Origin of the sequence: Psychroserpens sp. XS_ASV72, from assembly GCF_041224425.1 — a bacterium.
Lineage (GTDB): Bacteria > Bacteroidota > Bacteroidia > Flavobacteriales > Flavobacteriaceae > Psychroserpens.
Genome location: NZ_JBGFGL010000053.1, coordinates 1 through 8707, shown reverse-complemented (window position 1 = coordinate 8707; position 8707 = coordinate 1). Strand labels below are relative to the sequence as shown.

9 protein-coding genes are annotated in these 8707 nt (G+C 31.1%); all 9 read left to right on the top strand.

Going from position 1 to position 8707, the window contains the following annotated elements; genetic code table 11:
• Nucleotides 1-169: 169 nt before the first annotated feature.
• The 9 genes from AB9K26_RS00725 to AB9K26_RS00685 all read left to right on the top strand — a co-directional run bounded on the left by AB9K26_RS00725 (nt 170) and on the right by AB9K26_RS00685 (nt 8364).
• Nucleotides 170-745 carry a hypothetical protein gene (locus AB9K26_RS00725; protein WP_369970629.1) on the top strand — a complete coding sequence of 192 codons (576 nt, stop codon included), beginning with the start codon at nt 170-172 and terminating at the stop codon, nt 743-745.
• A gap of 255 nt (nt 746-1000) precedes the next feature.
• Nucleotides 1001-3295 (top strand): restriction endonuclease, encoded by a 2295-nt coding sequence (locus AB9K26_RS00720; RefSeq protein ID WP_369970628.1) that lies wholly within the window; start codon nt 1001-1003, stop codon nt 3293-3295.
• A 228-nt stretch (nt 3296-3523) separates the two neighbouring features.
• Complete coding sequence (locus AB9K26_RS00715; protein WP_369970627.1) at nt 3524-4462, top strand: hypothetical protein; 939 nt, start codon at nt 3524-3526, stop codon at nt 4460-4462.
• A 268-nt stretch (nt 4463-4730) separates the two neighbouring features.
• Entirely contained in the window at nt 4731-4964 is a 234-nt protein-coding gene (locus AB9K26_RS00710; protein ID WP_369970626.1) for a hypothetical protein, read from the top strand.
• A 6-nt stretch (nt 4965-4970) separates the two neighbouring features.
• The gene (locus AB9K26_RS00705; RefSeq protein WP_369970625.1) at nt 4971-6020 is read left to right on the top strand and encodes a hypothetical protein; all 1050 of its coding nucleotides are present in this window, start codon (nt 4971-4973) and stop codon (nt 6018-6020) included.
• Nucleotides 6021-6395: 375 nt separating this feature from the next.
• Nucleotides 6396-6770, top strand: a complete 375-nt coding sequence (locus AB9K26_RS00700; RefSeq protein WP_008615513.1) for a metalloregulator ArsR/SmtB family transcription factor — start codon at nt 6396-6398, stop codon at nt 6768-6770.
• Entirely contained in the window at nt 6767-7366 is a 600-nt protein-coding gene (gene merTP, locus AB9K26_RS00695) for a mercuric transport protein MerTP (RefSeq protein ID WP_093026617.1), read from the top strand. Before AB9K26_RS00700 ends, merTP begins: the two co-directional genes overlap by 4 nt.
• Entirely contained in the window at nt 7366-7572 is a 207-nt protein-coding gene (locus AB9K26_RS00690) for a GDCCVxC domain-containing (seleno)protein (protein ID WP_085766308.1), read from the top strand. The genes merTP and AB9K26_RS00690 overlap by 1 nt, the downstream gene beginning before the upstream one ends.
• A gap of 261 nt (nt 7573-7833) precedes the next feature.
• Complete coding sequence (locus AB9K26_RS00685) at nt 7834-8364, top strand: hypothetical protein (RefSeq protein WP_369970624.1); 531 nt, start codon at nt 7834-7836, stop codon at nt 8362-8364.
• The last annotated feature ends 343 nt before the right edge of the window (nt 8365-8707 follow it).

The following is an 8707-nucleotide window of genomic DNA, read 5'->3' as shown; positions in this document are numbered from 1 at the left end:
TCCAATCAACAAAACTGAAAAACCATGACCGCTCAGCCGTCGCGCTTTTTCTCCAACGGAATTTTCGCCAGTCGCAGACTGGCTCATCCCAGCGCAAAGCGCTCGGCTGAAATTCCGCACAAACCATACACGAACAAGTTGTACCTAATTAATCTGACTTTGTTTTTTTATGAAACATGTTCTTAATATAGCAATTGAAGATCTTGGATTAAAAAAACAAAAAGACTACGCGGAATTTGAAAAACTCCTAATATCAATAATTGATTCAATTTCTCCAAAAAAGTCAATTAGTTTAGGCAGTAACCTTACAAAGAAAATTTTTGAGTATGACAATGAGCTGAATATAGTTCTGGTTGGACATTTATACTTAGAAAAGTATTTAAATGAAATCCTCGATAAAAATTTGAAAAGTTTTGAAACTTTGGAAAAGAGAGGAATTCTAAATTCATTCTATAAAAAAGTAACTTATCTTAAAGCAGAAAAAATCACTCCGAATGAGTTACTAGATAATATTACTGTTTACAACAAAATGAGGAATAAATTTGCTCATCATCTGAATTACGATATCTCTGAATTTAATGTTTTTGAATTTAGTTATTTGAAAAAATATGAGTCGGATTTTAATGTTAAAAGAAAAAAAGAAAAAAGGATTTTACATAGAATTTTAGTTAGACTAATAACATATCACATAATGGTAATGTTAACTAGAAATCATAGTTATTTACACTTATTAAACGAGGATTAACTAGGTACAACAACGTGTATAGTTTATTGCTTCGAATTTTTCCATCGGAAAAATTCTCACTTTAATTAACTATATTTATTTCAGGAAACATTTCGTTGGCTCAGCCTCTCACTTTTGTTTCCCAACGCGGAATTTTCGCCAGTCATGCTGGCTCATCCCAACGCAAAAGCGCTCGGCTGAAATTCCGCAACACACCATACACGAACACGTTGGCAACAATTTTAACAACCAACTTTGTAATAGCTTGAATAATTTATGAATTATGATTTTTCAAAACTTAATGACAGAGAATTTGAAGCGCTTGGCGCTTCGATCATTGAAAAAATATTGAATAAAAGAGTTGAGAAATTTAAAGCTGGTAAAGATGGTGGTGTAGATGGAAGATTCTGGATTGGAAAAAATAAAGAAGGCATACTACAATGTAAACATTACATAGAGACACCCTATACTACTCTTCTTTCGAAGCTTAAATCAGAAGAGGTGGCAAAAGTAAAAAAACTCAACCCAACGAGATACATTTTCATTACTTCAAAAAAACTTTCAAGACTTAATAAGCAGGAAATAAAAAAAGTATTCAATCCATATATCAAGAGAGAAGACGACATTTTTGGGTATGATGATTTAAATGATTTTTTGCTAAAAAAGGAGAATCAAGACGTAGTTGAGCAGAATCTTAAATTATGGATTACAAGCACCATCGTTTTGGATTTGATATATAACAACGCTATAAAAGGCAGAAGTGAAAGTACGATTCGAGATTTACAGGAAAACACATATAAATATGCTCTTACTGAAAACCATAAAAAAGGATTAAAAATTTTAAACAAGAGTAATGTCGTAATTCTGACTGGTGAACCTGGAATTGGAAAAACAACTCTTGCTGATAATTTGGCTCTCTACTTCGTCGCTAAGGGATTTGAATTTTGTGATATAGAAGAGAATATTAGTGAAGCTGAAAGTCTTTTCAGAGAAAAAGAAGAAAAGAAAATTCTATTTTATTGCGATGATTTTTTAGGAAGTAATTTGTACGATGCCATAAACAATAAAAGGGATTCGCACATTGTCAAATTCATTAATAGAGTTCATAAAGACAATACTAAAAAGTTCATTCTTACCTCAAGAACTAATATTCTAAACAAAGCTTATAGTTTAAGTCACATATTTCAAAACGGAAAAATTCGTGATAATGAATTTTTACTAAAGGTTGAAAATTTAACCAGTGTAGATAAAGCACAGATTTTATATAATCACATATATCATTCAAATTTGAGCGAAGAATATATTGACCAGATTTACGAAGATAAAAGATATAGAGATATAATTAATCATAGAAATTTCAACCCAAGGATAATAGAGTTTATTACAGACAACATAAGAGTTGGTAATGTAACTTCAAAAGACTATTGGAAATACATAGTAAAAAGTCTTGTAGAACCGGAGGCTATATGGGCTGATTATTTTCAAAATCAAGCAGATGATTGTGTTAGAGCACTAACATTCTTAACCGTTTACAATAATGGAAAAATTGCAGAAGAACTTCTTAGAAATGCTTATAATAGGTTTCTGAAAATTCACCCAGTGAATTTAGGTGATTTCTCGGATAAAAGTTTTGAGGCAGTAAGAAAGTTAGTTACAAAATCATTATTAAATCGAAACCAGATAAAGGAAAAGGAGTATGAATACGAACTTTTTAATCCCTCTATTACGGACTTTGTACTTAGCACTTATGCAAATGAGAGCGAGTTGATTTCAAATATCATAAAATCTTTAAAAACTGAAACTTCTATACGTTTTCTTAATACAATTTATCTATCAAAAAAAATAAGTCGTCAATCTTTAAATAAAATTCAAGAAAATATATTTGATTATTTCTCTCAGGAAAATACAAAAGAAAAAAATTGGGATTTATTGATTTTAACATCGAACTTAAATTTATTCAACGAAAAACTAAATAAGAGAATTGAAAGTTTTCTTGTTGAACTTAAAAATACTGAGAAACCCAAAGGGCACAATTTATTTGAGCTTCTATTAATATTAACCGAATTCGAACCTAAAATAGAACTTGATAATTATGAATTCTTGTATGATTTCATAGAATCAACTTTAGACGAAGATGCCCTAAGAAGTCTTCTAGATTTTATAGATGAATTTGATATCGAGGACCAATACATTCTTTCTTGTTTAGAAGAACATTTAGATTCGTATCTAGATGATATAATAAATAATAGAGATTTAGGAATTGATTTTAGAGGACATTTGAATCAATATTATTATCCAGATGGCGAATCCGTCTATGATTTTGATATCTCAGCAATAGAATCCGAATTATATGAAAGCTTAAACTTATATTTAGAAGATTTAAATCAATCAGTTTTAGAAAAAATTGACTATGATACATCAAGAGTTGTTTCATCTGTAGATATTGATGATTTGGCCCATTCTTACCTAGAAAGCTATGAGCCTGATTATGAGCCTGATTATGAGCCAAGTGGCAGAAGTTATGATGGTTACTCATCTCAAGACAGCATAGATGACATATTTGAACGATAAAAAACTGTTGCCAACACCGTGTAAAGTTAATTGCTACTTGTGGTTAAGTGGACGATCTGGATAAAATTTGTACTTTTAGTCAAAGGAAAAATCACAAGTGCTCAGCACTCGCGCTTTTTCCCAACGGAATTTTCGCCAGTCGCAGACTGGCTCATCCAAACGCAAAGCGCTAGGCTGAAATTCCGCAACAAACCTTACACGAACACGTTGTAAGTAATTTAAAACTTAATGAATAGAAGAAAAAGTAGTTGGTATATAGTAGTTTTAATTGTTACAATTTTAACAATTGCTCTTGGGTATTATTTTACCAATAATTGGAAGATATCATTAATTCTCGGAATCATCTCTGGCATTATTACTTTGATATATAATCCAATTACTCGATATATGAGAGCTTTTTGGACTGTTTTTTCTGCATTAATTTCATTAAATACTTTATCTATTAGTTTTTTTCTATCCTTTTCAAGTGATAAAACAAACGGATTTTTGAATACATCAATTGGTGATAAATCAATTGCTCTAACTATAAGTTTAGCAGTAATATGTTGTATATTACTATATCTAGATTTTCGTGAAAGAAGTGGTAAGAATAAATCAAAAAATATTCAAAAGGTTTATAATATTCAAGGTGATTACGTAAAAGGGGATAAAAACGTTACGAATGAGGAAAAGCCACAAAAAATCAGCCCAGAGCCTTTAATAGATATTGGTAATTTAAACGGCAGACCAAACCCCTACTTTAAATATAAAAACAATAATCTTGACTTTCAATTTGCTTTAAATTCTGTAGGTGACACAGTTGCACATATTTCACAGACCACGTTTACAATGGTAAAAGTTGACTCATCTGAAAACCCTTTGGATTTTAAAATATTTAGAATGAGAGACCTACCTGATGATTATCTTATTTATAAAGGCAAAATTCTTTATTTTGGTCAACAAGCAGGTAATCTACCAATTGAATTACTGAATAATTTATTTATTGTTTTAGATGTTATTTACACTAATGAGTCAAAAGAATTGAAAAAGTCATTACGCAGAATATATAGAATTAATGCACAATTGGAAATGAAAAGCTTACCAGAAGCAACAGGTAAACAATATGAAATGATAAATAAGTATCTAACCGAAGAAAAAAATACTTTAGGAGAAACTTTTGAATTATAAAAACTACTTACAACAACGTGTATAGCTCATTGCGGCTGAATTCCTAATCGGAATTCATTGCAATTTGCTATCTTTCGGTTACGGCGGAAAATCCTCGCGGATTTCCTGCAACGAGCCATACACAAAACCGTTGGCTAAAATTTGTTTAAAACATACTACATTATGTCAAAAAATCGTTATGTTTGAAACCGAACTCTTTTAAAATAATTAGGTTTTTTCAATTATTTTGACATATATTTGAATTATTCCTACCAATTAACACTTAAACATGGATATATTTAGCGCTTTCACCTTTAGCACTGAGAATTTCTCAAAAATACTTATTGGAAAAATTAAAGCTTTTGCCGAACTCGATGACGCATTAGTGAATACAGAGTTAGATGAAATCTTGTCAAACGAGGAAGATAGAACTAAATTCGAAAAATTACTTGAAGGCAAAGATGACGGAAAAAAAATCAATCAAGTAAATCTATCTAATGGTGATTCATTGTTCATAAAATAGAAAAAGTTGGAGGTAGCAGTTCAATCTATCTTTGTACTCTTTTTTGTAGCTCTTCCTGGAGTAATATTTAGAAGGTTTTATTTCCAAGGAGAGTTCACAAAACAATTTGACTCCAAAGGATGGTCACATTCTCTTTTCTTAAGTCTTGTATTTGGACTTGCTGTTCATTTAGTACTAATATTCATTTATTTTAATTTTAATTTACTAATTTCAATTGAAAATTTCAATATTATTTATGACTCTTTAGAATTTAGAAAAGAGCCCATTTTCGATAATAAGTTAAAAGTAAATTTATTATACTGGTATCTTAGCCTCCTTTTTATAGCACCAATGCTATTTGGCTATGCATTACATTCTTTAGTAAGATATACAAACCTAGATATGAAAAGCTCATTATTTCGGTTTTCAAATCATTGGCATTACTATTTTAAAGGAGAAATTGGAAATCATAAAGATTTTAAAGAGTTAAAAAATTCGATTATAGACAAAAAATTCATTGCCACTAACGCAGATGTATTATGTAAAAGAACTGATACAGAGGCTATATTATATTCAGGATTACTTAACCAATATACTATCTGTAAGCAAACAGGAAATCTTCAATATATTTATCTAACACATCCAAAAAAACACGACTATCTTACTTCAAAAGACTTAAGTTCAGTTCAAAAAGATAGTAATATAAATTTTCAGCCATTTCCAAGTCATTGCTTAATAATACCAAAGTCTGAAATTCTAAATATTAATTTAAGATACGTTTTCACTCAAAAAAAATATAAGGACTACTCTAATTTTTTTAAGATAATCCTCTATGTAATCTACTCTATTAACTGGATAGAACCACTTACAATTTTCAAATTTGGAATTGTAAGCGGGACAGCGATTAAGCTTTTAAGACATCTCTTTATTTTTGCATTTATTAATGCCGTTCATTCTACAATTTCCAAAAAAGAAAGAGAAAATAGAGACGCTATGGTCGGATTTTGGTGGTTAACATTAATAACTGTTGGAACATACTTGATTTCAAGATATTTCTTGTTTACAACTATTAACTAAGCAACAAACTATAGCCAACACAGTGTAAAGTTTATTGTTTCTGATGGTTAAGAAGAAGATTTTTTCTTACTTTTAAGCTAAACAACAAAACTGAAAAACCACGACCGCTCAGCTGTCGCGCTTTTTCTCCAACGGAATTTTCGCCAGTCGCAGACTGGCTCACCCAAACGCAAAGCGCTCGGCTGAAATTCCGCAACAAACCTTACACGAACACGTTACCCACAAGCTGAAAACCAACCGCATATTTTAGCACTTTCGGTTTTTTCCGACACACAAATCCAACGCTTAAAACCAAAAGAGCTAAAATTTTCCCAACGCCTGAAAATTATGTATTTTAGTATTTGCTTAAATAAGAAATAACCGTAACTTTGTTTTATGGAAAATAATTCTTGCATAAGACAACAAGCCGATATTGAACAAATAAATCGTTGCAAAGACACAGTTTCGGAATTAAACGAATCGTTCGACTATTTGGCGAACGGACTTTCATTAGTCGGAAATAACGTTCGACTGAAAATACTTTACCTACTCTTTCAGGAAAAAAGACTTTGTGTTTGTGATTTAAGCGACATTCTCGGAATGAACATTTCTGCTATTTCTCAACATTTGAGAAAAATGAAAGACCGAAACCTATTACAAACAGAAAGAGATGCTCAAACGATTTTTTATTCACTTACGGCTGAATACGAAAAAATGCTAAACCCATTTTTTGAGATACTTGATAAAAACAAAATTTTAGAAACGATATGAAAAGTGAAAACAAATTAATCGGTGCAGGTTTGTTAACGGCAATTACAGCTTCTTTATGTTGTATTACACCAGTTTTGGCTCTTATCGCAGGAACAAGTGGAATTGTTTCAACATTTTCTTGGATAGAACCTTTTAGACCATATTTAATTGGACTGACAATTTTAGTTCTTGGCTTTGCTTGGTATCAAAAACTTAAACCTCAAAAAGAAATAGACTGTGATTGTGAGACGGACGAAAAACCAAAATTTATTCAATCAAAAAAGTTTTTAGGTATTGTAACAGTATTTGCAATTGTAATGTTGGCTTTCCCATATTATTCTGGAATTTTTTACCCAAACACAGAAAAACAAATAATTGTAGTTGACAAATCGGACATTAAAACAACGGAATTTAAAATCAGCGGAATGACTTGTGCCAGTTGCGAAGAACACGTCAATCACGAAGTAAACAAACTCAACGGAATTGTAAACTCAAAAGCGTCTTATGAAAATGGAAATGCAATCGTTGAATTTGACAAAACCAAAACCAATGAAACGGAAATTGAGAAAGCAATTAACTCAACAGGTTATAAAGTAACCGACAAAAAAGAAAATTAATGGAAACTATATTAAAATCTGAAATAACTTGTCCAAACTGCGGACATAAAAAAGTGGAAGATATGCCAACAAACGCTTGTCAATTTTTCTACGAATGCGAAAATTGTAAAAAGGTTTTAAAACCAAAAGAGGGAGATTGTTGTGTTTATTGTTCTTATGGAACAGTAGCTTGTCCACCAATTCAAGAAAATAAAAGTTGTTGTTAAAAAGCCAACGCTAAAAGCCATACACATTTGCAATTCGCTTCAGCCGAAACACAAGCCAAAAATTGCAAAAGAGTATGTCTTTGCCAACGCTGAAAACCAAGCTGAACGGAATAAAGCCAGTGGGTAACAACGTATATAAAAAATAGCGGTTTAGGTGCTAAATCGAAATGAATTTTATAAATTTAAGGTCTGTGTTTAACCGAAAAGTTCGTGCAAAAAATCCGCTACTTTTCATATACAAACCCGTTGCCAAACATTATTATGACTGAATCATATAATGATAAATTAATCCTTGAATATAATTTGAGTAGTCATCAAATGATTCATACATCTTTAATCGGATTAGCAATTTTATGCATAGCTATTACTGGAGTTAATGAGATTTCAGGTTACCTTCTTTATATTTTTATAATCGGAATTACAATCTTATTAGGAATCATAACCATCATAACATTCTCAAGAAAAGGATTTGTAAAAGTGGATGGCAAAGTTTTCAAAGGATATTTTTTTGGAAAGAACTTGTTATTAAAAAAGACAATTGATATTACAGACAAAAATGCCTTTACAATTTTAAAGCTCCGAAAAAAGCAAAAAATGGCTTTTTTTGCTGCAGCAAATCCTGACATGGCACAAAGTTTTGACTGTTACGATATAGCTTTTTTGAATAAGAAACATACCATCAAAGAGGTTGTTCTATCTCTCAAAAAAGAGAAGAATTCAAAACTGGCAACAGAGTTTTTGAGTAAGAACACAGATTTGAAATTGGAAATATATAGTCCTGATTTTTCTTAAATAACGTTAGGCAACAACGTGTATAGTGTATTTCTACCGAATTTTTCCAGCGGAAAAATTCTCACATTAATTAACTATATTTATTTCAGGAAACATTTCGTTAGTTCAACCTCACGCTTTTGTTCTCCAACGCGGAATTTTCGCCAGTCAAGCTGGCTCATCCTAACGCAAAAGCGTTCGGCTGAAATCCTGCAACACACCATACACGAACACGTTACCAACAATAACGCAAAAACGAAAATCCCACTTCCACTCCATTATGTAGTTACTAAATTGAAATGATCTCAAATTCAGCTCAACCTTTAGCGGAATTTTTCATTGCTAACCCAAAAAGAGCAACCTA

Bases quoted from the DNA above. Each gene is read 5' to 3' on its own strand.
- AB9K26_RS00725 (WP_369970629.1), top strand. From the start codon at position 170: ATGAAACATGTTCTTAATATAGCAATTGAAGATCTTGGATTAAAAAAA.
- AB9K26_RS00720 (WP_369970628.1), top strand. From the start codon at position 1,001: ATGAATTATGATTTTTCAAAACTTAATGACAGAGAATTTGAAGCGCTT.
- AB9K26_RS00715 (WP_369970627.1), top strand. From the start codon at position 3,524: ATGAATAGAAGAAAAAGTAGTTGGTATATAGTAGTTTTAATTGTTACA.
- AB9K26_RS00710 (WP_369970626.1), top strand. From the start codon at position 4,731: ATGGATATATTTAGCGCTTTCACCTTTAGCACTGAGAATTTCTCAAAA.
- AB9K26_RS00700 (WP_008615513.1), top strand. From the start codon at position 6,396: ATGGAAAATAATTCTTGCATAAGACAACAAGCCGATATTGAACAAATA.
- merTP (WP_093026617.1), top strand. From the start codon at position 6,767: ATGAAAAGTGAAAACAAATTAATCGGTGCAGGTTTGTTAACGGCAATT.
- AB9K26_RS00690 (WP_085766308.1), top strand. From the start codon at position 7,366: ATGGAAACTATATTAAAATCTGAAATAACTTGTCCAAACTGCGGACAT.
- AB9K26_RS00685 (WP_369970624.1), top strand. From the start codon at position 7,834: ATGACTGAATCATATAATGATAAATTAATCCTTGAATATAATTTGAGT.